Genomic DNA, 24,696 nt, shown 5'->3' on the forward strand with positions numbered 1-24,696 from the left:
ATATGAAAAGTCATATAGAGCGGGCATCATACTCACTTTATATGACTTTTTTATCTTACAGAGAAATATCAATTTCGACTTAGCGTAATTGCATCCGGAGGCTTTATATTCATTCAGTAGGTGTTTAGACACCTACTGAAAAGGAACAACATCCGCATTCATCTCACCACCTTCAGAGGTGGGAGTCTTCTGCTGAATGAAGATAAATTTTCTATGACACTGTAAACTTCCCTGTTATGTCTATGTATAATTACAACTCTATCTCCAACGAATAGCTTACCTATCTACTCGCTTCTTTATAAATTTGAGAATGAATGTTGAATGACTCCAAGGATCGCTCCTATTGTTTTTCCTTTGAAGGCATCTGGAACAGCTTCACCTGTGGGGTTTAAGAAATAGTAACTATCTATTTTCTCATCGAAGTAATACCCTATATTCGTTAGTAAATGTTGTAAGTCAGTCGGTAATTCTACTAGCCCAGTTTGTTCAGTGAAATAATTTGTAGGAACGACCTTCACATCAACATCTCTTGCTCCAGAATATACTACAAATAAGTCTTTTTCATGTTGAACAACCCACTGACCTTTTGAATATAAAGAAATTCTGGCTCCTTCTAATGAAGATATCGCTTCTAAATTAACACCAAAAATTTCATTTATTATTTTGCGAATTTCTGCCCCTGTTATTTCCCTGTCGTATTGATTTAGATAGGAATCTATTGCCTCTCTAGATGCAAGTGCATTTCCTGTTGATGAAGAACCCCCATCTGCTTCTTCCTTCTCTTTAGATAATATAGGTATCTCATCTAAATTAACCTTGAAGATTAAATCTACAACATGACAAATCTCAGAACTACTAATTTTTTTCCCATAAGAATCAAAATACTTATCCATCATTTCTGCCTTTTTCATCATTCAACCCTCCCATAAAAAATATAACACTAAAAAGAAAGCAAGAGATAGATTCTCTTGTTTCTCATCAAAATCTAGAAAATATCACCGCTAAGGTTTTTCCAATTCTATAAAACCTAACACAGCTGCATTTATTATGCAAAAGACCCTTCTCCTTAAGAGTCTTTGATGTTTCATGTAAAAATAAGGGCTTTTTATACCGATAAAAACCTCATTTACTTATGATACGGTTCACCCTTCATAATCCTAAAACTTCTATATATTTGTTCCACCAACACTAATTTCATCAACTGATGCGGTAATGTCATTTTACCGAATGATTGTTTTTCGTTTGCGCGTTTCAAAACGTCATCATGTAATCCAAGCGAGCCACCAATGACGAAAGCAATTTTACTTTTACCATATGTCATAAGTGATTCAATGTCTTTGGACATTTCCTCGGACGTTTTCATTTTACCGTTGATGGCAAGAGCAATGACGTGAGTGTCAGGTGAAATTTTAGCTAAAATGCGTTCGCCTTCTTTTTTCTTAACAATTTCCATTTCGGCCTCGCTTAATTGTTCGGGTGCTTTTTCATCTGGGACTTCAATGAGATCGATTTTTGCATAGGCGCCAAGACGCTTGACGTACTCCTCAATCCCCATCTTTAAGTACTTTTCTTTTAATTTCCCAACGGTAATAATCGCTATATTCACAAGTTATCCACCTTCACATTTAATTTACAAACACGTTATCCACAGAAGTTATACACATATCCACAAGTCGAATCAATATCTTGTGTACGCTCATTCGTTCGCCACAACATATGTTGCTGCCTCTTCACAATAAGCACAACTTGTGGATAACTTTTCTTCCTCTGTAGCCATTTCAAATAACGGCACCTCTTTTTGTTCTGCCACGAACATGTCTAAAGCGTGCCCTATATGCGTTTCACAGCTGTATATTTTCAAAATATTTCATCCTTTCAATTTTCGGAATTCCCGTAAACTTATGCACAATTCGGTCAATGTTATCCACAGTCTATTGTAGCAAAGGAAAAGCGAGTAGGAAAGTCGTGGTTTCACGTTTCCTACTCGCTTGTTGATACGTTAGTAATTATATTCTATTATCCACAAGATTAACTTGTTGGACTATTCGTTAAAGTTAGTACTTTTTCAATTATTTCCCCACCTCTGTACGCTTTAACTTTCATTTTATCGCCGACCTTTTTTTCATTATATAAATGTTTTCGAAGCTCAATTGAATTGTCTACTTTTTGACCATCAATTTCAACAATGACGTCATATTGTTCTAAACCTGCTTTTTCTGCTGATGAATTATTAACAACGCTACTAATAACAACACCTTCAGTTATTTCCGCTGGTAATTTTAATGTACGGGCTTGGTGGAATGCAGGAACATTTGTTAAATCAATTAATGATACACCCATAGATGGTCGCTCTACCTTACCAGATTTTTGTAGCTCATTAATTACTGGTATTGCAGTGTTGATCGGAATAGCAAAACCTAAACCTTCAACTGTCGACTCAGCAATTTTCATTGAATTGATACCTATCACATCACCTGCAAGATTTACAAGAGCTCCACCACTGTTCCCTGGGTTAATAGCTGCATCTGTTTGTAATACCTCTGCTTGCCAGTCTGGCTCAGCATCACCATTTAAATCAACTGGTACTGTACGATTCTTACCAGAAACGACACCTGTTGTAACAGATCCCGAAAAATTAAGACCTAATGGGTTACCAATTGCAATAACTGTCTCTCCTTGTTTTAAAACCTCAGAGTTACCAAATGTAGCAACTGTATCTACTTTTTTACTTGAAATTGAGATGACCGCTAAATCTGTCCAAACGTCACTACCTATTAGTTTTGCTTCTGTTTTTGAACCATCTGCTAATGTCACTTCTAATTGTTTCGCGCCTTCAACTACGTGATTATTTGTTACGATATACGCTGTATCTCCTTCTTTTTTATAAATGACGCCCGATCCACTGCCGGCTTCTTGGGTAGTTGGTTCAGCTTGGCTCCAAAAATCTTGTGTTGTTTCTTGGATATTTGTAATACCAACCACCGCTCCTGCAACTTTTTCAACTGCTCCTGTAACATCTGTTGTTACCTCAGTTGTCACTTGCTGAGTTGTATTATTGCCTGTACCGATTGCTCCAGAACTATTTGGTAAACGATCTACCATCGATGGCATCAATAGCCAAACAAGCAAAGCACCAATAATAACACCAATTAGTCCACTAAAGAAATAACCTGCTCTGCCACTTCGTTTTTTAGAACGACTTCTATCTTCTCCGTTAATGTTATCGTAATATCCCATACGAATCATCCCTCCGTTGTTTATCTGATAGTTATACTATATCTTTTGAAGATTAAAATCAGATGAAAATGGATTAAAAATTAGTTCAAAATTCTTTACTTTTTTTATCTTCGTAACATATATTCCCCTATAAGTGCATAAAAAAACCTCCCTTTTTAAGAGAGGTTAAAATTATTATACTGTTACAACTTTAGTAGGTTCTTCTGCATCGGTATCTAATAACGTAACAAATTCACCTGGCATGATTCCACATGATTGCAACGTTTGAGATACACTCATTCGAGCCAAATCTTTCATATTATTATCCTTACTCAAATGGGAAAGATAAATACGTGTTGGTTTTTGTTCTACAACTTCGCTCATAGCAACAGCAGCATCTTCGTTTGATACGTGTCCAACATCACTGAGTATACGACGTTTTGTAGACCAAGGATAACTCCCCATTTGCAACATACTTACATCATGATTACTTTCAAAAACAAAGGAATCTGCACCTTTGATAATCCCTTTCATCCGATCACTGACATAACCTGTATCTGTAATAACTACAAGTTTACGACCATTTTCATGGAAAGTATAAAACATAGGATCGGCAGCATCATGAGAAACAGCAAATGATTCGACATCTAATGAGCCGAATGATTGCACTGTCTCCATATCAAATTGGTAGCGTTGTTCTAATGGAATATTACCCACTTTGTCATCCATTGCAGCCCATGTTTTAGCGTTGGCGTAAACTGGAACATGATATTTACGTGCTAAAACACCCACGCCTCTTATGTGATCAATATGTTCATGCGTTACAAAAATACCGCTTAGTTTTTTTATATCGCGATCAACTTTTGCAAAAAGCTGCTCCATTTTCTTGCCTGTAAGACCCGCATCTACAATAAATGCATGGTCCTCATTTTCTACATAAATAGCATTACCCGTACTGCCACTTGCTAATACACTGAACTGCATAGTAAAGACTCCTTATTCACTTTCTAATTCTTTATCATTTTCTATTGCTTGAATATCGATAACTTGACCATCTACCGCATTAACGAAATAATCCGCTTCGTCCCCCTCAGCAAAATCAACACGGATATGCCATGTTGGCGCAAGAACTTGAGTTTCTATTAAAGGAGCAAATGTATAGTAGCCAAGCTGTGGTTTATTAATTTCCGAATCTTGCTTTAACAATCCTTTTTCATATAGTACTTTGATTGCTTCACTAGCAGTGAAACCCATGCTTTTTTCACCAAATGCCTCTAATGATTCGAACATTGTTTGTTCATAACCTGTCACTGCTAAGTCTTTATTCCATTGCAATGTTACCCTCGCATTTTTATTAAAATAGATTACGCGATTGTCAATTTGTTGGAAAAAGATTGCTTCTCTTTTTTCTTCATCTATACGCCAAAGTTTATACGTTTCTCCCGCATACACATACTTTTGCATAAATTCTGCAAAACTCGTGGCATCTTTAATGTTTCTAAGTGCTATTGGTTTTTCGAATTTTAAAGTCCGTATAGAACCATTTGTGATGTCATACTGCTGATTATCAATTCCCTTGATGTCGGTCGGTTTAAAGTGCTTGATTTGACCAGATATATACGAAATTTTTTCATTTTTAACAGGTAAACCTTTAACCGTAATGTTCTCATCTTCTAAGCGCTCTTCTAACGATGCTTCTCCAACTTTCTCAACATCTTGATCCTCATTATATCGATTGACATAAAGTGAATAAAGGAAAACGTTTAGTAATGAAAATACAATGATGAAAATTGTTTTCGTTTTACTCCAATCCAATTTGGCCACCTCCCGCAATAACAGGTGATAAATGTTCCCACTTACCATTAATACTATAGAACCACATTGGCTCCAATGTGAATAAATTTGGATTATCATTTTTAGTTAAGTAATAACCTGGCCGAACTTCCTCAATATCTTCATAGTTAATATCTTTTCTATCCTTTAGTTTTTCTATTGCCTCTGGTCCGGATATTAACTTACCATCATTCCTTACTAAAGGAATAGGAACCGGCTGGTAGTATGGGCGATAATACTTCGAGATGCGATCGTTACCCTCATCCCAATAAGTCGAAATTTCCGTTAAGGTAACTGATCGGTCACTAAAGACTGGCTGATCTTCTAAATACATTTGATACGTAACTTTTTGATTACCATAATCTACTTCGTTATAACGGAAAACGCCTGTCCAGCCACCATGCTCATTTATAAAATTAAATGTATTCAAAATAAGATCAGACTCTAACGCCTTTTCTTTGTTATCTACAATGGATGTATTAACGAAATTGAGTGTTTTCTTTGTAACATCAATAGTCATTAATGATTTATCATCTGTGTACTTTTCTGTACTAGTTGCTTCATCTGGACTACGTTTTACAATATTAGGATTAGAGAAAAGCGCATTTTTATAACGAATAATAGGATCTGATTCAACTATATAAGTGTATTTAGGCATGTTAATAGCCTTTGCTGGCAAATAGAAACTCTTCGCTCCCTCACGTTCAATCTCAAGATAATTTCGAAAGCTTTTTGCCACTGTTACTACATTAGTTTGGAAGTGTTTTCCGCTTTGGACTTTTATTTTAGCTTTATACAGTTTATTATTTTTTGAATTAGCAAAAAAAACAATAAGCTCATTATTAGACATGCTACTATTGCTTAGCTTATTCCAATCAATAATCATACGATTAAATGATGCTTCAGTTATTTTTTTGTTCTGTGTGGGTAATAGGTTTTGAAAAAATACAGGGAAAGGTATTTCTCCTGTATAAAACAAAGTCATGCGATTATTGACACCTATTAGTTCATTGAGCCTTTTATCGTCTAAATTATTGCTTACAAGTGTCAAATCTGAAAGTTCCCATTTTTTCATTTCACTTAAAATAGGGTCCATCTTAACACTTTCATTAGTACCTTTCCACTTTCCATTCATATGAAAAATCATTCGATAGGGCTTAATGACATCTGAAATTTGAGATTGTTTACCAATTGAACTATCTAGGACTTTCGGTTTTTCGATTGTTTCATAGTTTGGTTTGTAAGTCCAAATAGAAAATGTAAGTGTAATACTCAAAAAGACGAGGACGAATAGAGCGATAGACTTTATTTGCTCAACATACTTCAATCCCATTCACCTGCCTCATCTAATTCATATGGCAATGTGAAGAAGATCGTTGTACCATGTCCTTCCTCACTTTCTGCCCAAATTTTACCACCATGAGCATAAATCATTTCCCTAGAAATTGCTAAGCCTAAACCAGTTCCCCCCATAGAGCGGGCTCTAGCACGGTCTACACGATAAAAACGGTCAAAGATACGGTCAACATTTTCTTTCGGTATCCCCATACCATCATCGGAAATCATGACTTTTAAAATTCCTTCTTGTGCCGTTACTCCAAAGCGAATATTGCCACCATCTGGTGAGTATTTTAATGCATTCGAAATAATATTATCAATGACTTGTGTAATTTTATCAGTATCTAGTTCTACATAGCATGGTGTATCTGAGATGTGTCGTTGGAATTCTACGTTTTTTGATTTTGACATTTCAAAGCGGTCAATAATACGGTCAAAAAATTTATTAAAATCTACAATATCTGCATTTAACTCATATTCTCTACTATCCATACGTGATAGTTGTAATAGGTCATTTACAAGGCGAATCATTCGCTCTGTTTCTGTTTGTGTTACATTTAAAAAAGTAGGCGCTATATTTTCATCTCGCCATGCACCATCCGCTAATGCTTCTAAGTAGCTACGCATTGTTGTTAATGGTGTACGAAGTTCATGCGAAACGTTAGATACAAATTCACGGCGCTCCATTTCAATCTTCTCTTGTTCAGTAATATCATGCAGAACTGTAATTAAACCATTTACAAAACCAGTTTCTTTTTGAATAACAGAGAAATTTGCCCGCCAAATATACGGTCGTTCCGGTGCACTAAAATCTAGATTCACAGCATCTTTCATATGGATTAAATCTTCAAAAGAATACTCCTCTTCTAATCCTAAAACAGAAATAAGTGGGCGTCCCATTAGTTCATCGTCTTCACTATTTAAAAGCTGTTGTGCAGGTGTATTGATTAGTATAATACGACCTTTTCGATCGGTCGCTATTACACCATCTGTCATATTAGCTAAAACGGATGCAAGCTTTCTTCGTTCACCCTCTGTTGTGGATTGCGCTTCCTGGAGCCTATTTGTTAAATGATTAAAGGCTATTGCTAGTTGGCCAATTTCATCATTGCCATAGACGCGTACTTTGCGTGAATAATTCCCTTTAGCCATTGCTTGAGCTTGTTTTCTCATATCTGATATTGGTTTCGTAATTGTTTTTGCGATGAAAATACCAAGTATAACTGTAATGGCTAAAGCAAGTGCTGTGCCCCCAGCCAAAATACGATTGATCTCATTCATCTGTCCAAAAACACTTTCAATATTCGATTTTAAATAGACAGTTCCAATGACCTTACCATTGGAAGTAATAGGCGTCGCTACTAACCATACACGTGTTTTGGTTTGATCATCTAATGCGATTTTTTCCGAACGAGTTGGAGTAGCTATTGATTGGCGCACTAATTTCTCCGTCGCGCGCTGTCCAACGATGGACTGATTGCTCGCATCAGATGTAGCTAAAATACGATAGCGTGCATCGATAACTTGAATTTCACTTATATCCCCAGAGGATATTCCACCTAATACCGATTTCAAACTTTGCTCCAACGAAGGATCAGCTTCAGTTCTTTCTTTTAAAAGCTCCTCTTTAACACTAAATGTCACTAGTTTTAAACGGTCGTTAACAGATGTTTGAAAGTTTTCCTTTAATGTTTGTTCCAATTCGCGGACGAAATAGAATCCTATAATTTGCATAGCTATTACAATTAATAGCACGTAAACTAGTACTAGCTTTACATGAACGGATTTGAAAAAACGGACTTTCTGCATGTACTTTACTCCTGTTCAGGATTTCTTAAATAATATCCTACGCCACGGCGTGTAACAATCCATGCTGGATGACTTGGGTTGTCTTCAATCTTCTCACGTAAGCGGCGGATTGTTACATCCACAGTACGAACATCTCCAAAATAGTCATAGCCCCATACCGTTTGCAATAAATGCTCACGCGTCATAACTTGACCAATATGTTTTGCTAGATAATGTAGTAATTCAAATTCACGATGTGTCAGTTCAATTGCTTCATCGCGTTTTAATACTAAATACGCTTCTGGTTGAATGACAAGCGAGCCAACTACGATATCGCTTGAAGTTTCTTCTTGCTCTTCTGTTGCTACAGTTGATTGGTGGCGGCGCATATTCGCTTTTACACGGGCGATTAATTCGCGAGTACTAAATGGTTTAGTCACATAATCATCTGCGCCTAATTCTAAACCTAATACTTTATCAATTTCGGAGTCTTTCGCTGTTAACATAATAATAGGTATATCATATTTCTTTCGTACTTCACGGCATACTTCTATACCATCTCTTTTCGGTAACATGATATCTAGAAGCATTAAATCTGGTTTGATTTCTTCCACTTTCTCAAGTGCTTCATCACCATCATAGGCACAAATAACTTTGTAACCCTCTTTTATCAAATTAAATTGTAGTATATCTGCAATCGGTTTTTCATCATCTACAACTAATATTGTCTTGTCCACGTTTATACTTCCCTTCATATATGAATTGGATTTATGTTGTCAATTAACGTTAGTTTTCGTATATTCCATATCTTTAACTCTATCATGCTTTAGCCTTCTGTGCATCTTTTGGAATTCAAGGCACATTGAAGTTTCCCGGGGAATAATTTTATTCTTAACCCATTTTACAAAGAACTCTATGTAAAAAAAACAGTCCACTTGCATAACGGACTGTATCGTTCTATTTTATTTTAATACATTTAACGGGTTTAGTAATTTTCCATTTTTAGACACCTCAAAATGTAAGTGTACGCCTGTTGAATTACCTGTTGTACCCATTACCCCTAATTTTGAACCTTGCGCTACAACTTGTCCCACTTCCACATCAATAGATGCCAGGTGCCCATAGACTGTTTGAAAGCCGTTATTATGATCAATTGTTACTTTATTGCCGTAAGTTCCATCCACACCTGCAAATGTGACTTCACCGTTATCAGCTGCTTTAATTGTAAAACCATCCGGTCTAGCAATATCGAGTCCTCGATGTAATTCGCCCCAACGATAGCCCATTTCACTTGAAATGTAACCACCTTCTGCTGGCCATTCAAAGCTTCCACTCCCACGCGAAGGTACTTCCTTTGTTCCCTTCACGATTACACGTGTTTCTGCTTCCTTCATAACAGATTGCGTCGTTACATTTTCTAAAGCAGGCTCACCGTCTATTTCAGTAATTATATGTCTTACTAGTTTTTTGCCGTCCACGCCTTTTTGTTTTACTTCTTTCTCGCCAGTCAGCATTTTTTCATCTTTTTTTATAATTGTTTTATGCTCTATTTTCTCGGACTTTATGGATTCTTTTGTTAGTTCGATATTAATCCAAGGCTCTAATTCTGCTACTTTAATGGTATTTCCAATTGTTAGGGATTTTTCATCTGTTAAATCTTCATTTAGTTTCAAAAGCTTAGAAGTTGAAAGGTTATATTTAGCTGCAATACTACTAAGTGTATCGCCTTTTTTAATGGTATAAGGTTTCTCTAGAAGCTTGCCTTTTGTTAGTAATTTAACAGCTTCCTTTGTAGTTAATACATTAGCTGGATCTGTATACTCAGTCATCCCAGCTACAGATTGTTTTATAGAAACATCCACAATACGTGTTTCGTTTTTCTTTAATGGTGGTAAAGTTTTATGATTATTTTCCATAGCATCCAACGACTTAAGCTCTTCGGCTGAAACATACTGTAATTTAAGCTGGCGAATTGTTTCATCATATGCATCGATATCTTTGACATAGGTAGCCACTTCACCATCGATAAGTAATGCAAATGCTGAAGCTTTAACTGTTAAAGCTTCATCTAGCTTTTTTAAAGTATCTTCGTCATTTGTTTCCTCTTGGAAAACTTGCTCTGATATAACGGATAAATCTGACGTAGCATCAAGAGACAGATCATCGTATTGTGTACTAGCCTTTTTCACTTTGTCTTCAATATGTTGATCAATCAACTTTTCATTGGATACTGCTCCAATGTATTGATTCTTAATGTATATATGATAAATTTTATGCAATTGATTGGCTTCCGAAGCATTTGCATAACTATTACTCCATCCTACTAATGATACGAAGAATATTGTGATAGTTGCTACTTTCAGTGCTGTTAATTGGCAGATTCGTTTAAAAAATATAGAGTTCTCACTACTATTCCGTTTCAAACGCATGGTAAGCTCCTTTCGTTTTATTGATATAAATCAATTATTACTTACAAGAGTTATGTCGAAATCAAGCCTCTCTAATTTAACATATTCCAATTTCCAATTGAACATATTACACTTGATGTCACTAAAATGTATAATTAACTCCATTTATTTTGAATTTATTACAAATCAAGGTTCAAATTAGGTAATTTTTATATATTATAAACATTTTTTGTAAACATTATTCACCATACTACTCTCTATATATACAAAAATCTCATTTCATTTTTGTGATAATTGTTACAATATAACTCTTTGCACTTTTGCATTTTTGAAAATTCCGTTAAAATTAAGTTAGAATTATTAGTTTTTTAGAGAATGGGGGAGATTAGTTTGAGTGACTCAAACAGGAGTATGGAAGACATTTTAGCCGAAGCAAAAAAAATCAATGATAGGAATAGGAAAACGTCTAAAGCTCGTTTACTAAAACGCATTATTATGGTGATGACCGGTGCTATTATTATGGCCATTGGCTTGGAACAATTTCTTGTACCAAACAATATTTTAGATGGTGGAATTGTTGGTATATCTATTATTGTTTCCCACCTTAGCGGTTTACAACTAGGATTATTTATTTTCCTCTTGAACATACCCTTCTTTTTCCTCGGTTATAAGCAAATAGGGAAAACCTTTGCCTTATCAACCGCGTTAGGAATTACTACTCTATCTATAGCAACGGTTCTATTACACCCAATTGAACCTTTCACAAACGATTTACTATTATCTACAGTATTTGGCGGAATCGTTCTTGGCACTGGTGTCGGTATCGTTATCCGCTACGGTGGCTCTCTTGATGGGACCGAAATTATGGCCATTCTATTTAACAAAAATTCTCCGTTCTCTGTCGGCGAAATCATTATGTTCTTCAACTTAATCATTTTCGCTATAGCCGGTTTTATTTTCACATGGGAACAAGCAATGTATTCAGTTCTAGCCTATTTCATTGCTTACAAAACCATCGATGTAGTTATTCAAGGACTTGATGAATCGAAATCCGTCTATATTATCAGCGAAGAATATGAAGAAATCGGGCGTGCTATTATGGATCGTCTAGGTCGTGGGGTAACGTATCTAATTGGAGAAGGGGCTTATACTGGTGACAGGAAAAAAGTGATTTTCACGGTGATCACTAGACTAGAAGAATCTAAACTAACAACAATTGTAGAAGAACTCGATAATCATGCATTCCTGGCAATTGGCAATATCGCCGAAGTTCGTGGTGGACGCTTTAAGAAGAAAGATATTCACTAAATGCAAAAGGCTAATTCTCTTTAGAGAATTAGCCTTTTGCATTTATATTAAAGTATCAATCGCTATGCTCTTTTCCGTTCTTTGTTGCATTTGCGTAAATAAACGAGAAAACCAATCTTAATAATAAAAGTCGCTGCTGACATGATAAATAAGAAAGTAAATTGTAACATCCAAAATGTATTCATTATTAAAGTCATAGTAAACAGCGACAGCAAGTGTATTGAAAGATGCCACATACCCATCTTATTAGTCATTTTACTCAATTTCACAATAGCTAAAGGAGTAAAAACTGACTGAATAACAACGAAAAGAAACTATACTTGAATAACTTGCAACAATGCATAGCCTAAATCGTTGTACTCATCCCAGTTATAAGAGGCCCTCACTTGATCTTATAAGAAAAAATGTGGCAGTGGATACACAGTCAGTACTATTGCTAATAGCTGAGCTCTCATCGTTTCTTTTCCTTCAGTAGCTATTTTTGCAATACCGCTAGAAATTAAAATGTAACCTATAAACTTAGGTATTATATCTACAACTATATATATTAATTAGAAGAAAGAGATATCCAATAAATAAATGCTTGAAGCCTTCACTCATTTACTTACCTACTTAGTTAGTTAGTATAATCGGATCCTTCAATTGCTTTAATTGATAATATAGTGTATTTCCTAACCAACTAATTAAAATAACACTTATTACTCCCCAAAACTATTTCGCCTCCAAATAAATCCCACTTCAAAACAATATAGTTAATATTATACAGTTTAAAAAGACAAAAAAAGCGGAGAAAATTTCCCCCACCTTTTGTCTATTTATTAATTTTTACTTATTCTCCCCAAACGTCTACAAGGACATTTGTTTGATCACGGTCTGGACCTACTGAGAATGTAGCAATTTGAATGCCAGCTAGTTCACTTACGCGCTCAACATAGCGACGAGCGTTCACTGGTAATTCTTCTAGCGTTCTGCAGCCTGTAATGTCCTCAGCCCAACCTGGTAGTTCTTCATATACCGGCTCACATTGTTCAATAATGTGAAGGTTAGCAGGGTATTCTGTGATTGTTTGACCTTTGTATTTATAAGCTGTACAGATTTTAACCGTTTCAAGACCTGATAATACATCAATTGAGTTTAACGATAAATCTGTAATTCCACTTACGCGACGTGAATGACGCACTACTACGCTATCAAACCAACCAACACGACGTGGACGACCTGTAGTTGTACCATATTCGCGACCAACTTCACGGATTTGGTTACCTACTTCATCAAATAATTCAGTTGGGAATGGTCCGTCACCAACACGAGATGTATAGGCTTTACAAACTCCTATTACACGCATTTCTCTAGATGGTCCAACTCCTGCACCAATTGCCACTCCACCTGCTACTGGGTTTGAAGAAGTTACGTATGGGTATGTTCCTTGATCGACATCAAGCATAACGCCTTGTGCGCCTTCAAATAATACGCGACCACCTTCATCAAGAACATCATTCAAGATTTTTGAAGTATCAGTTACATATTTAGCAATTTCCTGACCATAGCCATAGTATTCCTCAAAAATGTCTTCAAAATTTAACCCTTCTGTTTCATAGAACTTTTCAAAAAGGCGATTTTTAAGAGCTAAGTTTTCACGAAGTTTTTGTTCAAATACTTCACGATCTAATAAGTCCGCCATACGGATACCGATACGGGCTACTTTATCTTGATAGCAAGGTCCGATACCTTTAGCAGTTGTCCCAATTTTGTTGTCGCCACGACTTTCTTCATCAACAATATCTTGTTTAATATGATAAGGAAGAATAACGTGTGCACGGTTCGAGATACGAAGATTTTCAGTACTTACTCCTCTTTCTTGTAAGCCTTTTAATTCCGTTACAATGGATTTAGGGTTTACAACTAATCCGTTACCGATTACTGAAATCTTATCTTGATAAAAAATACCTGATGGGATTAAGTGCAACTTGTAAGTTTCACCATCAAATTTAATTGTATGTCCTGCATTATCTCCACCTGCATAACGAGCAATCGCTTCTGCTTTTTTAGATAGGAAGTCGGTAATTTTACCTTTACCTTCATCTCCCCATTGAGTTCCTACTACTACTACTGATGTCATACCAGCACCTCCGTCAGACGCTTTCAAGCATCCTGAATCAAACAACGCTTATTGTATCAACTGAAAAGACAATAGTCAATTAAAAACAAACAAAAACACGAACGCACTATGATGTATAGTAATTCAACGTTCGTGTTTTATATACTCTAGTATCCTCCAGCTGGTTCATGCTGCGACCAATCGACACTAACAAATTTGTTATGTTCTTTAACGAACGCAAGCTTAACCGTATCTGTTGGACCATTACGTTGCTTCGCTACAATAATTTCAATCGTATTAGCATCTTCCGTTTCTTTATCGTAGTAATCTTCACGATATAGGAAAGAAACGATATCGGCATCTTGCTCAATACTTCCGGATTCACGTAAATCACTCATCATTGGTCGTTTATCTTGACGTTGTTCAACGCCACGTGACAACTGAGATAAAGCAATAACAGGCACTTCTAATTCACGTGCTAATGCTTTTAGTGAGCGTGAGATTTCGGATACTTCTTGTTGGCGGTTTTCGCGCCCGCTACCACTGCCTTGAATAAGCTGCAAATAGTCAATTAAAATCATACCAAGCCCATGTTCTTGTTTTAAACGGCGACATTTTGCCCGTATTTCATTAATACGTACACCTGGTGTATCGTCAATGAAAATGCCAGCCTTAGATAAACTGCCCATTGCCATTGTTAGTTTGCGCCAATCTTCAACATTTAACGCACCAGTTCGTAATACTTGTGCATCAATGTTACCTTCTGCACATATCATACGCATAACGAGCTGTTCTGCACCCATCTCAAGTGAGAAGATAGCAACGTTTTCAGACGTTTTTGTTCCTACGTTTTGGGCAACATTTAAAGCAAATGCTGTTTTTCCAACTGAAGGTCGTGCCGCTACAATGATTAAATCCCCTCGTTGGAATCCCGCAGTTAGGCGGTCCAAATCACGGAACCCAGTAGGGATACCAGTTACATCTCCTTTTCGATGTTGTAACTGCTCAATGTTTTCATATGTTTGGACAAGTACATCCTTCACAGGCTTAAAGTCGCCTGCGTTTTTGCGGCTTGCCACTTCCATCATTTTACGTTCAGCTTCCGCTAAAAGTGCATCTACTTCATCTTCACGTGTATAACCATCTTCTACAATTTTCGTTGCTACTCTAATTAAGCGGCGTAGTAAAGCCTTCTCTGAAACGATTTGTGCATAATAAGCGACATTGGCTGCTGTTGGTACAGCATTGGCAAGTTCTGTTAAATAAGAAATGCCTCCTATGTCTTCTAGCTCATTATGATTGGAAAGTTCCTCTGTCACTGTAACGACGTCTATTGCTTTACCTTGATCGCTTAGACGCAACATCGTCGAGAAGATTTTAACATGCGCAGATCTATAGAAATCATCTTCAAGAAGAATTTCTGAAGCCGTTATGAGTGATTGTGGTTCAAGAAAAATGGCTCCTATGACAGATTGTTCAGCTTCAAGATTATGAGGCGGAACGCGTTCCAATAATGGATCGTTCATATATGTCTCTCCTTACGCTTCTTCTGTAACATGTACTTTCAGCGTAGCTGTCACTTCATGATGTAGCTTCACTGGTACGTTTGTATATCCTAGTGCACGAATAGCGTCTGCTAATTCCATTTTACGTTTATCAATTTTAATACCATGTTGTTTATTTAAACCATCTGCAATTTGTTTTGTAGTCACCGCACCAAATAAGCGGCCACCTTCACCTGATTTTGCTTTTAGAATAACCGTTAACTCTTCAATTTTTGCTTTTAAATCTTTTGCAGCAGCTAATTCAGCAGCAGCATCTTTTGCAGCTTTTTTCTTTTGCCCATCTAATTGGCTAATTGCTGCTTGGTTTGCCTCAACAGCTAGATTGTTTTTTAATAAGAAGTTATGTGCATAACCATCAGCTACATTTTTGATTTCACCTTTTTTGCCTTTACCTTTAACGTCTTTTAAGAATACTACTTTCATGATTCCGAACTCCCTTCTAATACAACCTCTATTGCTTCTTTTAACATGCTAATAGCCCCATCGATTGTTGCTACGTCTAATTGACATGCGGCATTCGTTAAGTGTCCACCACCACCAAGCTCTTCCATTACAAGTTGGACGTTAATCTCTCCTAGTGAACGGGCACTTATACCAATGACTCCATCATGACGATGTGCGACTACAAATGATGCAGAAATATCTTTCATTGTTAATAATATATCTGCTGTTTGTGCAAGTAATACCGAGTTATAAATCTTATCATTATCCCCACGAGCTATAGCTAGCCCTTGATGTACAAACTCCGCTGTTTGAACTATTTTAGAACGTTCAATATACGTATTGATATCTTCCTTCAATATACGTTGTACTAAGATTGTATCTGCACCGTTCGTACGTAAATACGACGCTGCTTCAAACGTACGCGCTCCAGTACGTAGAGTAAAACTTTTGGTATCGACAATAATGCCTGCTAGAAGAGCTGTTGCCTCTAACATTGTTATTTTATCATTTTTTGGCTGATACTCTAATAATTCTGTTACAAGCTCTGCTGTCGAAGACGCGTAAGGTTCCATATAGACAAGCATTGGATTTTTTACAAACTCTTCACCACGTCGATGGTGGTCAATTACGACGACCTTTTCAGCCTTATTTATTAATTTCTCTTCAATAGTCATCGATGGCTTATGTGTATCAACAACGACTAATAATGACTTATCGGTAATTTTTGATAATGCTTCCTCTGGAGTAATAAATCGATCATAGAGGTCTGATTTTTCCTTGACCACATTCATTAAGCGGACAATGCTATTATCAATTTGATCAAAATCCATAACAACATAACCATCAATCTTATTCATCTGAGCCATTTTACGAACGCCAATGGCTGCTCCTATGGCGTCCATATCGGGCATTTTATGGCCCATTACGAAGACTTGATCACTATCCTGGATTAAATCACGTAGTGCATGGGAAATAACGCGTGCACGTACTCTAGTACGTTTTTCAACTGGATTTGTTTTACCACCATAAAATTTCACTTTACCATTTGGTTGCTTGATAGCAACCTGGTCACCACCGCGCCCTAAAACAAGATCTAAACTAGATTGCGCTAGTTCACCAAGTTCTATAAGGGATTGTGAACCAGTACCAACACCAATACTTAAAGTCAAAGATAAACTTTGTTTTGCAGTAGTTTCACGAATATCATCTAAGATAGAGAATTTCTTCTTCTCGATTTCTTGTAAAATGGATTCATTTAATATCGCTATAAACCGATCCGTCGAAATTCGTTTTATGAAAATACCGTATTGTGTGCCCCAATTATTAATGAGCGATGTAATAAGTGAATTTGTCTGGCTACGATTTTGATCATCCATACCCTGTGTAATTTCATCATAGTTATCAACAAAGAGCACAGCTATTACTGAACGATCTTCATAGTATAGCGTTTCAATTTCTACTTGCTCTGTTATATCAAAGAAATATAATAACCTTTCTTCGGGTTTATAAAATGCTCGATACTTACGATCTCTAAGTGTGACATTCATCTCATGCTTTTCATCATGTTTAATTAATGTATAGAGATCCTCTGAAAGCGTAAAAATCTCCTCTCCCATTAATGTATCTACATCTAAAATACCAAGCATATATGGATTCGACCATTCAATCATATATTGAGTATCAATTAAAATGATACCAATAGGCATTTCAAGCAAGGCCTCATCCCCTACTTTTTTCATACGATATGAGAGAGTTTCAATGTGCTTTTCTGTTTCTTCATAGGTTGTTTTTTCCGTTTTCCAAGTCGTTATTAAAGCCAATACCACTACAAGACCATAAGCAATACCAATGAGCGGATTCCACATTATACATACAATAACGCTTGCTACACTAAGAAGAGACAGAATTAAAAGAGGATATCGAATTGGCCTTTTTCTAAACAAAGTACCCATAGAATTCAGCTCCTTATTTTCTCGGCGTTCTCGTTACAAGCGCACGAATATTAAATCCTAAATCCACAATACCAAGTAGCGTAACAAACGAATATAAAGGTAACGCTAAAATAGTACTTATTATTGCAATCCATTTAGGCCATTCTTGCTCATGTACATAGTAGTGAATAAACGAAATCCCTTGTAACAACAGTAATGTACTAAGTATAAATGACAGATTCAAAAAAGCCATATCAGCAAAAGAGCCACTTTCAGGTTTTATAAATAATGTCACTATTAAAACTAGCATATAGTACCATAAGACCGATTTAGGCAATTGAAGGTCTTTAAATGGTGCAAATTTTGGAACAGTTATTCCAAAACGTTTTAATAACGGTAAATTAACTGTAATGATGATAAAAGTGATCATGAATACAGACATCGTAATCATAGTCGGCATTACCATAGTTATTAAATCAAACACCTGATCTAACTGTTCAGCAGTGAGCGCTTTAACCCCCGGCATAGTCTTAGCTAATTCATTTGATTTTTCATAGCTTTCTCTGACAATCTTCAACATAATCTTCAAACTATCTACATTGAATAACTTAACCGAGATTACATACATAATCGCCATAGATAGTAATACACTAATACCTGTAGTCATAAATAAATAAACTTTGCTTTTTTTCATACGAAGTGTATCGCCAATTAAAAATCCTGCAAGACAGAAAATAATAGCAAGTGGCAGAGACATTATACCTGTCACGAGTATAGAGACTCCTATACTAACAACAGCTACTATCATTGAAGCTTTGCGATCATACATTGCACTATACCAAGCAATTGGAAAAGAAATAAACCAAATTGTTACCAAAGATAATATAGGAATATATGAAGTAATCGCTAATAGGGCTGTAAATATTACGGCCATCATCGCCCCTTGTGTCAGTTGTTGCGTTTTATTTTTAGGCATCTATAACCTTCCTTTTTCCAAAAGACAATCTTTTATTTCATCTTATTATTGTACCATGTTTCATGTTCATGAACAAAAATGCGCTAGGCTATACTTTTGTGGATTGTGGGGTGTTCAATGGAGATATTTTAAGTAGTACGTTTAACGACTAATTAAGATAGATTAAATCGCTGAGGGCATAATTTTTGTAAAAAAAAAGACCGGTTACCCGGTCTTTAGAAAGTTATTATCTTTCTTCTGTGCTGAATGGAAGTAAGCCCATAATACGAGAAACTTTAATTGAAGCTGTAAGTTTACGTTGGTATTTTGCGCTAGTACCAGTTACACGGCGTGGAAGAATTTTTCCGCGCTCAGAGATGAATTTTTTCAACAAATCTACATCTTTATAGTCGATGTGTTTGATGTTGTTAGAAGTAAAATAGCAAACTTTACGGCGTTTGCGGCCTCCTCTACGTGGTGCCATAGTATTGTCGCCTCCTTAAGTATATTGGTATATATTGCGTGCAATGGATTTTTACTTAGAATGGTAAGTCATCTTCAGAAACTTCGATTGGACCACCATTGTTGTTAGCAAATGGATCTTCATCTACACGCGTATAGTTTTGCTGACTAGGTGATTGATTCTGTTGATAAGATGGTTGTTGCTGATAGCTGTTTTGTTGTGGAGCTTGGCTGTACGATTGTTCACCACCATATGATGGTTGTCCACCGTACTGTTGCTGTCCTTGCGAACGATCTCCTGCAGCACCGCGCGGCTCTAAGAACTGCACGCTATCTGCAACAACTTCAGTTGTGTAAACACGTTTACCATCTTGCCCTTCATAACTACCTGTTTGGATACGGCCTTCTATGCCTGCTAGGCTTCCTTTTTTCAAGAAGTTAGCAGTATTTTCAGCTTGTTTACGCCAAACAACACAGTTAATAAAGTCCGCTTGTTTTTCACCTTGTTGGTTAGCAAATGTTCTATTTACAGCAATTGTAAAGCGAGCAACAGCTGCGCCACTTGGTGTATAGCGAAGTTCCGGATCTTTTGTTAGTCTTCCAACTAATACGACTCGGTTAATCATCAGAATACAACCTCCTTTATCTGCGATTTTTATAAATTAAGATTATTTTTCTTCTTCGCGAACTGCAATGTGGCGAATAATGTCTTCGCTAATGTTAGCAAGACGAGTGTATTCGTTGATAGCTTTTGCGTCAGCGTTGATTTTCACGATTTGGTAGAAACCTTCACGGAAATCATTGATTTCGTAAGCTAAGCGGCGTTTGCCCCACTCTTTTGATTCGATGACTTCAGCGCCGTTTGAAGTTAAGATATCGTTGAAGCGTTCTACAAGAGCCTTCTTCGCATCTTCTTCAATGTTTGGGCGAATGATGTACATTAATTCGTACTTTTTCATCTATAAGCACCTCCTTATGGACTTTGGCCCGACTAGTTGCAGTGGGCAAGGAGCAAGTAAATTTATTACTCACATCAGTGAATTGTAGCACATTAATTTGAATATAGCAACCTTCATCCCTATACATTTCCAAGTCATTTCCATTATACTTAACATAGAGGTGATAAATTTGATAGAACATGAAGAACCTTCAATTATCGAGCTAGATTTAAAGAAAATAGCTTGGCAAAACATTATTATGACTTTTAGCTTAATGATCGGACTTATTCTTCTAAATGGTTGGATCCATCAAGAATTTGAACTAAATTTTTCACTTTTAAGTGTCGTATTATTTATTGTATATTATATTATTTTAATTGTGTTACATGAAATTTTTCATTTAATTGGTTTTATGATTTTTGGTAAAGTACCTTTTCACTCACTGGATTACGGTGTAAATTTGAAAATGGGTGTCGCCTATGCAACTACGAAAGAGCCAATTTGTAATAAGGCAATGAAAAAAGCACTTCTACTACCATTTTGGACAACCGGTGTTATTCCTGCTATTTTTGGCCTCTACTTTAATAGTACGATGCTTGTTGTATTAGGAGCTTGGTTAATTGCTGGTGCTGTTGGGGATTTTGCTATGTATTTCGCACTTCGTAAATATCCAAATACATTTTGGGTAAAAGATGATCCTGATTTCCCTAGATTATATTTGTACAAAAACAAAACATATTAAAATAAAAAAAGACAGTGCCGGATACATCCAGCACTGTCTTTTAATTATATATTATACGTTGAAGCGGAATAACATAACATCGCCATCTTGTACGATGTATTCTTTACCTTCTTGACGTACTTTACCTGCTTCTTTGGCTGCAGTCATTGAGCCGTATGCCATTAAATCTTCATAAGCTACTGTTTCTGCACGGATAAATCCACGTTCAAAGTCAGAGTGGATAACACCAGCGCATTGTGGTGCTTTCATCCCTTTACGGAAAGTCCATGCACGTACTTCTTGTACACCTGCTGTGAAGTAAGTTGCTAGTCCAAGTAGATTGTAGGATGCACGAATTAATTGGTCTAAACCAGACTCTTCGATACCTAGTTCTTCAAGGAACATTGCTTTTTCTTCATCATCAAGTTCTGCAATTTCTTCTTCGATTTTCGCACAAATAACAATTACTTCTGCACCTTCAGCTTTTGCATATTCGCGCACTTTTTGTACATATTCATTGTCGTCAGCATTGGCAACTTCATCTTCAGAAACGTTTGCTACGTATAGCATAGGTTTCACAGTCAGTAGGTGGAACCCTTTAACGATTTTAAATTCTTCTTCAGTAAACTCAATAGAGCGACCCGGTTTTTCAGCTTCAAAAGCTTCTTTTAGTTGAGCCAAAATTGGTGCTTCTACCATTGCATCTTTATCTTTTTGTTTTGCTAATTTTTCAACGCGAGACAGGCGTTTTTCAACTGCTTCTAAATCTGCAAGAATTAACTCAAGGTTAATAACTTCGATATCTTCGATTGGATCTACTTTACCTGATACATGTGTGATATTATCGTCAGCGAAACAACGAACTACTTGTGTAATTGCATCTACTTCACGAATGTGTGCTAAAAACTTGTTACCAAGACCTTCACCTTTACTAGCGCCTTTTACGATGCCAGCAATATCAGTAAATTCAAAAGCTGTTGGCACTGTTTTCTTCGGTTCTACTAATTCCGTTAATTTTTGTAGACGATTATCTGGTACTTCAACGATTCCTACGTTTGGATCAATCGTACAGAATGGGTAGTTTGCAGATTCTGCTCCTGCTTTTGTAATTGCATTAAACAATGTTGATTTACCTACGTTCGGTAAACCTACGATGCCAGCTGTTAAAGCCATTCTTTTCACAACCTTTCAATTTTTCATAAACAGTATTATATTTACACGACTTGTTAATTATAGAGACTCATCTAGTAAAAGTCTAATTTTGCTCTTCTGTTACTGGATTAGCAGGAATTAATATTTTCTTTAACTTTTTTTCAAACTCTCTTCGTGGAATCATTACGCTATGCTGACAACCTTCGCATTTAATACGAATATCTGCACCCATTCGGATAATTTTCCACTCGTTTGTTCCACAAGGATGTTGTTTTTTCATTTCTACAACGTCGCCTAGCTCAAACTTTTTTGCTTCCATCATCATTCTCCTTCTTCGTTAAATGTTTGATTATTATCTCTTTCATAAACCATCATTTTTGGATAAGGAATTTCGATACGATTTCGATCAAAAATTTCTTTTACATCACGACGAACCATACGTGATATTGCAAAATGTTGCATTGGTAACGTCTCCACTGAAATACGAAGGGAAACTTCTGCACCTACGACATTTTGTACACCTAATAATGTAGGAGGCGCAGTTATTTCTTCATGTTTTTTTGGTAGTTCTTTAAGATATTCCTCTATTAAGCGCTCTGCTTTAGCTATATCTGAACTATAAGCAACACTTACATCGATAATAGCAATTGAGTTATTTATAGAATAATTTACAACATCAGTAATTGAACCATTTGGAACAATATTAATCTCACCTGAAGCACCTTTAATTTTAGTTGTACGTAGCCCAATTTCGAGTACAGTACCTTCTACTGAAGTGATTTTAATATAGTCACCAACACCAAACTGATCTTCAAAAATAATGAAAAATCCAGTGATAACATCTTTCACTAAGCTTTGTGCACCAAACCCGACTGCTAAACCCACGATTCCAGCACCTGCTAAAAGGCCTTTAATATCTATATTTACAGCTGATAATATCGCTAAAATCGCAGAAAAATAAACTACATATGAAACAATACTTTGTACCAGTCTCAAAATAGTCTGATAGCGTCTTTCAGATGCGGGTTGTAACGGAGCTGGCGCTTTCAGACGGATTTCAAAGCCTTTACGAATAGCTATTTTAGCTACACGTACAACGACCATTGATAGTATCGTGATTGCTGTAATTTTTATTGTTACCTTACCAAGACCTATCCACATTTCTTCTCTAGTCAAAACTGCCATAAAGTTGTTATACATTTTTTCCAATTTCGATGCTCCTCTTGCATAAAAAATTCTCGTTATGCGTATAATGCTGAAAAAAGAAAGAGAGATTCTGGATGCTTATAACTTCGAATCAACCATTTTCACATGTTCTTCATTATAAAGAATCAGGTGCCATTTGGAGGTTGAGCTCTTTCCTTTTAGAGCATATACCATTTCATCACGAAAATCTTGTATTTTGCTGTATTGGAACCGATCGCTCTACTGGAGATTCACTTGGACCATTAGCCGGCAGTTTTTTAAATCAGTATGTTTCATTTCCTTATGAAATTATAGGTACCTTAGAAAAACCCCTTCATGCACTGAATCTAACGGATACAGTTGATAATTTATCTACCCATGAAATAAAGCCGTTTGTAGTTGCTATTGATGCTTGTCTTGGTTCACAGCAGCGCATTGGGGAAATTATTGTTCATGAGGGACCTTTACTGCCTGGCAAAGCTGTGAAGAAGGAGCTTCCCCCTATTGGCGATATGTCTATAAAAGGCATAGTCAATATTGGAGGATTTATGGAGCATGCAGTTTTACAAAACACTCGTCTACATGTAACTTACGAAATGAGCCAACAAATTTCGCGCGCTCTATTTTTAGCTTGGAGCCGTTATTCATTAAAAAAGGTACATGAACATAACCGCGATGGCCACAACGAATATTCCCGGAAGTAAGTTTGCCACGCGGATTTTTGTTAAGCCTACTAAATTAAGGCCTATTGCGAGAATCATAACTCCACCTGTTGCGGTCATTTCTTGAATGAACATTTGTAGTGCAGCATCAGGTATGAATCGACTAATTTGTCCTGCAAAAACAGCAATAATACCTTGATACAAAAATACAGGAACAGCAGATAACATAACTCCTATCCCTAGTGTTGAAGCTAAAATTACTGCTGTAAAACCATCAATAATACCTTTTGTTATTAAAACAGAATGATCATTTCGTAGGCCGCTATCCAACGCACCTATAATAGCCATTGAACCGATAACAAAGATAAGAGTAGCATTAACAAAGCCTTGTGAAAGATTTCCATCTTTAGCCTTGTTTCCTAATTTCTTTTCCATAAACTGACCTAGACGGTTTAATTGCTTATCTAGATCCATCCATTCTCCTAGTATCGCACCAAACACAAGGCTAACAATGATGATGATAAAATTCTCGCTCTGTATGCCCATTTGAATGCCCAATACTGCAACTGCCAGACCTATAATGCTCATCACTGTCTCTTTTGTATTATCGGGTATCGATTGTAACAATCTACCAATTATTGTACCGATTACAATTAACAATGCGTTTATTGCTGTACCTAATAGAACCAAGT

General features: G+C 36.4%; 25 protein-coding genes. 3 read left to right on the forward strand and 22 right to left on the reverse strand.

What is annotated here, in order from left to right:
- Nucleotides 1-296: 296 nt before the first annotated feature.
- From ACQKM9_RS10265 to ACQKM9_RS10310, 10 genes are all read right to left on the reverse strand, one after another.
- Nucleotides 297-911 carry a hypothetical protein gene (locus ACQKM9_RS10265; protein WP_427734267.1) on the reverse strand — a complete coding sequence of 205 codons (615 nt, stop codon included), beginning with the start codon at nt 909-911 and terminating at the stop codon, nt 297-299.
- Between the two features lie 215 nt (nt 912-1,126).
- A complete protein-coding gene (gene rlmH, locus ACQKM9_RS10270) occupies nt 1,127-1,606 on the reverse strand; it encodes a 23S rRNA (pseudouridine(1915)-N(3))-methyltransferase RlmH (RefSeq protein ID WP_193737915.1) in 480 nt (159 codons plus the stop codon).
- A 90-nt stretch (nt 1,607-1,696) separates the two neighbouring features.
- Nucleotides 1,697-1,861: a CxxH/CxxC protein gene (locus tag ACQKM9_RS10275; RefSeq protein WP_368539347.1), complete on the reverse strand. Its 165-nt coding sequence runs from the start codon at nt 1,859-1,861 to the stop codon at nt 1,697-1,699.
- 167 nt (nt 1,862-2,028) lie between these two features.
- Entirely contained in the window at nt 2,029-3,237 is a 1,209-nt protein-coding gene (locus ACQKM9_RS10280; RefSeq protein WP_427734268.1) for a S1C family serine protease, read from the reverse strand.
- Nucleotides 3,238-3,411: 174 nt separating this feature from the next.
- The gene (locus ACQKM9_RS10285; RefSeq protein WP_427734269.1) at nt 3,412-4,200 is read right to left on the reverse strand and encodes an MBL fold metallo-hydrolase; all 789 of its coding nucleotides are present in this window, start codon (nt 4,198-4,200) and stop codon (nt 3,412-3,414) included.
- A 12-nt stretch (nt 4,201-4,212) separates the two neighbouring features.
- Nucleotides 4,213-5,031: a two-component system regulatory protein YycI gene (locus ACQKM9_RS10290; protein WP_427734270.1), complete on the reverse strand. Its 819-nt coding sequence runs from the start codon at nt 5,029-5,031 to the stop codon at nt 4,213-4,215.
- A complete protein-coding gene (locus ACQKM9_RS10295) occupies nt 5,018-6,382 on the reverse strand; it encodes a YycH family regulatory protein (RefSeq protein WP_427734271.1) in 1,365 nt (454 codons plus the stop codon). The genes ACQKM9_RS10290 and ACQKM9_RS10295 overlap by 14 nt, the downstream gene beginning before the upstream one ends.
- Nucleotides 6,373-8,196 (reverse strand): cell wall metabolism sensor histidine kinase WalK, encoded by a 1,824-nt coding sequence (gene walK, locus ACQKM9_RS10300; protein ID WP_427734272.1) that lies wholly within the window; start codon nt 8,194-8,196, stop codon nt 6,373-6,375. Before walK ends, ACQKM9_RS10295 begins: the two co-directional genes overlap by 10 nt.
- Nucleotides 8,197-8,201: 5 nt before the next feature.
- Nucleotides 8,202-8,912 carry a response regulator YycF gene (gene yycF / locus ACQKM9_RS10305; RefSeq protein ID WP_427734273.1) on the reverse strand — a complete coding sequence of 237 codons (711 nt, stop codon included), beginning with the start codon at nt 8,910-8,912 and terminating at the stop codon, nt 8,202-8,204.
- 225 nt (nt 8,913-9,137) lie between these two features.
- Entirely contained in the window at nt 9,138-10,604 is a 1,467-nt protein-coding gene (locus ACQKM9_RS10310) for a peptidoglycan DD-metalloendopeptidase family protein (protein WP_427734274.1), read from the reverse strand.
- Between the two features lie 390 nt (nt 10,605-10,994).
- Here ACQKM9_RS10310 and ACQKM9_RS10315 point away from each other — a divergent pair, with 390 nt between their 5' ends.
- Nucleotides 10,995-11,891, forward strand: coding sequence for a YitT family protein (locus ACQKM9_RS10315; protein WP_427734275.1), 897 nt, complete (start codon nt 10,995-10,997; stop codon nt 11,889-11,891).
- Between the two features lie 829 nt (nt 11,892-12,720).
- On the opposite strand, the gene ACQKM9_RS10320 is transcribed toward ACQKM9_RS10315, so the two are convergent.
- The 8 genes from ACQKM9_RS10320 to rpsF form a co-directional block, all read right to left on the reverse strand.
- Nucleotides 12,721-14,010, reverse strand: coding sequence for an adenylosuccinate synthase (locus ACQKM9_RS10320; protein WP_427734276.1), 1,290 nt, complete (start codon nt 14,008-14,010; stop codon nt 12,721-12,723).
- 146 nt (nt 14,011-14,156) lie between these two features.
- Nucleotides 14,157-15,515, reverse strand: coding sequence for a replicative DNA helicase (gene dnaB, locus ACQKM9_RS10325; RefSeq protein ID WP_038178807.1), 1,359 nt, complete (start codon nt 15,513-15,515; stop codon nt 14,157-14,159).
- A 12-nt stretch (nt 15,516-15,527) separates the two neighbouring features.
- The gene (gene rplI, locus ACQKM9_RS10330; protein WP_427734277.1) at nt 15,528-15,977 is read right to left on the reverse strand and encodes a 50S ribosomal protein L9; all 450 of its coding nucleotides are present in this window, start codon (nt 15,975-15,977) and stop codon (nt 15,528-15,530) included.
- Nucleotides 15,974-17,950: a DHH family phosphoesterase gene (locus ACQKM9_RS10335; RefSeq protein ID WP_427734278.1), complete on the reverse strand. Its 1,977-nt coding sequence runs from the start codon at nt 17,948-17,950 to the stop codon at nt 15,974-15,976. Before ACQKM9_RS10335 ends, rplI begins: the two co-directional genes overlap by 4 nt.
- A gap of 13 nt (nt 17,951-17,963) precedes the next feature.
- The gene (locus ACQKM9_RS10340) at nt 17,964-18,905 is read right to left on the reverse strand and encodes a YybS family protein (protein ID WP_427734279.1); all 942 of its coding nucleotides are present in this window, start codon (nt 18,903-18,905) and stop codon (nt 17,964-17,966) included.
- A gap of 226 nt (nt 18,906-19,131) precedes the next feature.
- Nucleotides 19,132-19,368 carry a 30S ribosomal protein S18 gene (rpsR, locus tag ACQKM9_RS10345; RefSeq protein ID WP_038178800.1) on the reverse strand — a complete coding sequence of 79 codons (237 nt, stop codon included), beginning with the start codon at nt 19,366-19,368 and terminating at the stop codon, nt 19,132-19,134.
- A gap of 55 nt (nt 19,369-19,423) precedes the next feature.
- On the reverse strand, nt 19,424-19,972 hold the full coding sequence (gene ssb / locus ACQKM9_RS10350; RefSeq protein ID WP_427734280.1) for a single-stranded DNA-binding protein: 549 nt from the start codon (nt 19,970-19,972) through the stop codon (nt 19,424-19,426).
- 42 nt (nt 19,973-20,014) lie between these two features.
- Nucleotides 20,015-20,305: a 30S ribosomal protein S6 gene (gene rpsF / locus ACQKM9_RS10355; RefSeq protein WP_193737901.1), complete on the reverse strand. Its 291-nt coding sequence runs from the start codon at nt 20,303-20,305 to the stop codon at nt 20,015-20,017.
- A gap of 169 nt (nt 20,306-20,474) precedes the next feature.
- Here rpsF and ACQKM9_RS10360 point away from each other — a divergent pair, with 169 nt between their 5' ends.
- Nucleotides 20,475-21,026: a DUF3267 domain-containing protein gene (locus ACQKM9_RS10360; RefSeq protein WP_427734281.1), complete on the forward strand. Its 552-nt coding sequence runs from the start codon at nt 20,475-20,477 to the stop codon at nt 21,024-21,026.
- A gap of 51 nt (nt 21,027-21,077) precedes the next feature.
- Here the strand turns inward: ACQKM9_RS10360 and ychF are convergent, their stop codons facing one another.
- From ychF to ACQKM9_RS10375, 3 genes are all read right to left on the reverse strand, one after another.
- Nucleotides 21,078-22,178 carry a redox-regulated ATPase YchF gene (ychF, locus tag ACQKM9_RS10365; protein WP_427734282.1) on the reverse strand — a complete coding sequence of 367 codons (1,101 nt, stop codon included), beginning with the start codon at nt 22,176-22,178 and terminating at the stop codon, nt 21,078-21,080.
- A gap of 82 nt (nt 22,179-22,260) precedes the next feature.
- Nucleotides 22,261-22,476, reverse strand: a complete 216-nt coding sequence (locus tag ACQKM9_RS10370; RefSeq protein WP_053418424.1) for a DUF951 domain-containing protein — start codon at nt 22,474-22,476, stop codon at nt 22,261-22,263.
- A gap of 2 nt (nt 22,477-22,478) precedes the next feature.
- Nucleotides 22,479-23,357 carry a mechanosensitive ion channel family protein gene (locus ACQKM9_RS10375; protein ID WP_427734311.1) on the reverse strand — a complete coding sequence of 293 codons (879 nt, stop codon included), beginning with the start codon at nt 23,355-23,357 and terminating at the stop codon, nt 22,479-22,481.
- An 80-nt stretch (nt 23,358-23,437) separates the two neighbouring features.
- Here ACQKM9_RS10375 and yyaC point away from each other — a divergent pair, with 80 nt between their 5' ends.
- The gene (gene yyaC, locus ACQKM9_RS10380) at nt 23,438-24,046 is read left to right on the forward strand and encodes a spore protease YyaC (protein ID WP_427734283.1); all 609 of its coding nucleotides are present in this window, start codon (nt 23,438-23,440) and stop codon (nt 24,044-24,046) included.
- Here the strand turns inward: yyaC and ACQKM9_RS10385 are convergent.
- Nucleotides 23,990-24,694 carry a DUF554 domain-containing protein gene (locus tag ACQKM9_RS10385; RefSeq protein WP_427734284.1) on the reverse strand — a complete coding sequence of 235 codons (705 nt, stop codon included), beginning with the start codon at nt 24,692-24,694 and terminating at the stop codon, nt 23,990-23,992. The genes yyaC and ACQKM9_RS10385 overlap by 57 nt on opposite strands.
- Nucleotides 24,695-24,696 lie beyond the last annotated feature (2 nt).

Origin of the sequence: Viridibacillus sp. NPDC093762 (assembly GCF_050279675.1) — a bacterium.
Classification (GTDB): Bacteria; Bacillota; Bacilli; order Bacillales_A; family Planococcaceae; genus Viridibacillus.

Excerpts from the sequence above, each read along its gene's own strand:
- ACQKM9_RS10315 (WP_427734275.1), top strand. The coding sequence starts at position 10,995 with ATGGAAGACATTTTAGCCGAAGCAAAAAAAATCAATGATAGGAATAGG.
- ACQKM9_RS10320 (WP_427734276.1), bottom strand. The coding sequence starts at position 14,010 with ATGACATCAGTAGTAGTAGTAGGAACTCAATGGGGAGATGAAGGTAAA.
- ACQKM9_RS10310 (WP_427734274.1), bottom strand. The coding sequence starts at position 10,604 with ATGCGTTTGAAACGGAATAGTAGTGAGAACTCTATATTTTTTAAACGA.
- ACQKM9_RS10280 (WP_427734268.1), bottom strand. The coding sequence starts at position 3,237 with ATGGGATATTACGATAACATTAACGGAGAAGATAGAAGTCGTTCTAAA.
- rplI (WP_427734277.1), bottom strand. The coding sequence starts at position 15,977 with ATGAAAGTAGTATTCTTAAAAGACGTTAAAGGTAAAGGCAAAAAAGGT.
- ACQKM9_RS10265 (WP_427734267.1), bottom strand. The coding sequence starts at position 911 with ATGAAAAAGGCAGAAATGATGGATAAGTATTTTGATTCTTATGGGAAA.
- ACQKM9_RS10370 (WP_053418424.1), bottom strand. The coding sequence starts at position 22,476 with ATGGAAGCAAAAAAGTTTGAGCTAGGCGACGTTGTAGAAATGAAAAAA.
- dnaB (WP_038178807.1), bottom strand. The coding sequence starts at position 15,515 with ATGAACGATCCATTATTGGAACGCGTTCCGCCTCATAATCTTGAAGCT.
- ACQKM9_RS10285 (WP_427734269.1), bottom strand. The coding sequence starts at position 4,200 with ATGCAGTTCAGTGTATTAGCAAGTGGCAGTACGGGTAATGCTATTTAT.
- ssb (WP_427734280.1), bottom strand. The coding sequence starts at position 19,972 with ATGATTAACCGAGTCGTATTAGTTGGAAGACTAACAAAAGATCCGGAA.
- rpsR (WP_038178800.1), bottom strand. The coding sequence starts at position 19,368 with ATGGCACCACGTAGAGGAGGCCGCAAACGCCGTAAAGTTTGCTATTTT.
- yyaC (WP_427734283.1), top strand. The coding sequence starts at position 23,438 with ATGCTTATAACTTCGAATCAACCATTTTCACATGTTCTTCATTATAAA.
- ACQKM9_RS10340 (WP_427734279.1), bottom strand. The coding sequence starts at position 18,905 with ATGCCTAAAAATAAAACGCAACAACTGACACAAGGGGCGATGATGGCC.
- ACQKM9_RS10375 (WP_427734311.1), bottom strand. The coding sequence starts at position 23,357 with ATGTATAACAACTTTATGGCAGTTTTGACTAGAGAAGAAATGTGGATA.
- ACQKM9_RS10335 (WP_427734278.1), bottom strand. The coding sequence starts at position 17,950 with ATGGGTACTTTGTTTAGAAAAAGGCCAATTCGATATCCTCTTTTAATT.
- ACQKM9_RS10295 (WP_427734271.1), bottom strand. The coding sequence starts at position 6,382 with ATGGGATTGAAGTATGTTGAGCAAATAAAGTCTATCGCTCTATTCGTC.
- walK (WP_427734272.1), bottom strand. The coding sequence starts at position 8,196 with ATGCAGAAAGTCCGTTTTTTCAAATCCGTTCATGTAAAGCTAGTACTA.
- rpsF (WP_193737901.1), bottom strand. The coding sequence starts at position 20,305 with ATGAAAAAGTACGAATTAATGTACATCATTCGCCCAAACATTGAAGAA.
- ychF (WP_427734282.1), bottom strand. The coding sequence starts at position 22,178 with ATGGCTTTAACAGCTGGCATCGTAGGTTTACCGAACGTAGGTAAATCA.